The following is a 424-nucleotide window of genomic DNA, read 5'->3' as shown; positions in this document are numbered from 1 at the left end:
ACTTGTTGCACGAAATCGTGAATACCCGAAAGGGTTAAATAACATTCCATGCGTGGTTTGGTCGAGCATGCTACGCACGAAATCATGAATTACGCATTGAGGTTAATCATTCGTGCAACAAGTTGCACGCGATGAGGGGGTAAATAATCCCCCTATAATGAGAAAAAAGGCGTATTCCACGCCATTTTCTTATCGATAAAACGCAACGAAATCCAATGTTTTTGTCCATAAATTGGCGTAGCCGGTGTTTTTGCCGTAAGAGTTATCACAAACCACGTTCGGAATTTCCAATAAACAGGAAAAAATATGGCTGTGAAGACGGGGCGTGGTGATGTTGTTATAACTTAGGAAGTTTTTTGCTACCCGTTGCACAATGAGTAAGGTATAGAACCGTAGCGTGCAACTTGTTGCACGAAATCGTGAA

At 42.0% G+C, this 424-nt stretch carries 1 pseudogene; it reads right to left on the bottom strand.

The features are described from left to right. Positions 1–189 precede the first annotated feature (189 nt). Positions 190–424, bottom strand: a pseudogene (locus HMPREF9065_RS10130) (hypothetical protein); the annotation flags it as partial.

This window comes from Aggregatibacter sp. oral taxon 458 str. W10330 (assembly GCF_000466335.1).
Classification (GTDB): Bacteria; Pseudomonadota; Gammaproteobacteria; order Enterobacterales; family Pasteurellaceae; genus Aggregatibacter.
The sequence above is the reverse complement of the archived record's forward strand: the minus strand, read 5'-3'. Positions and strand labels throughout refer to the sequence as shown.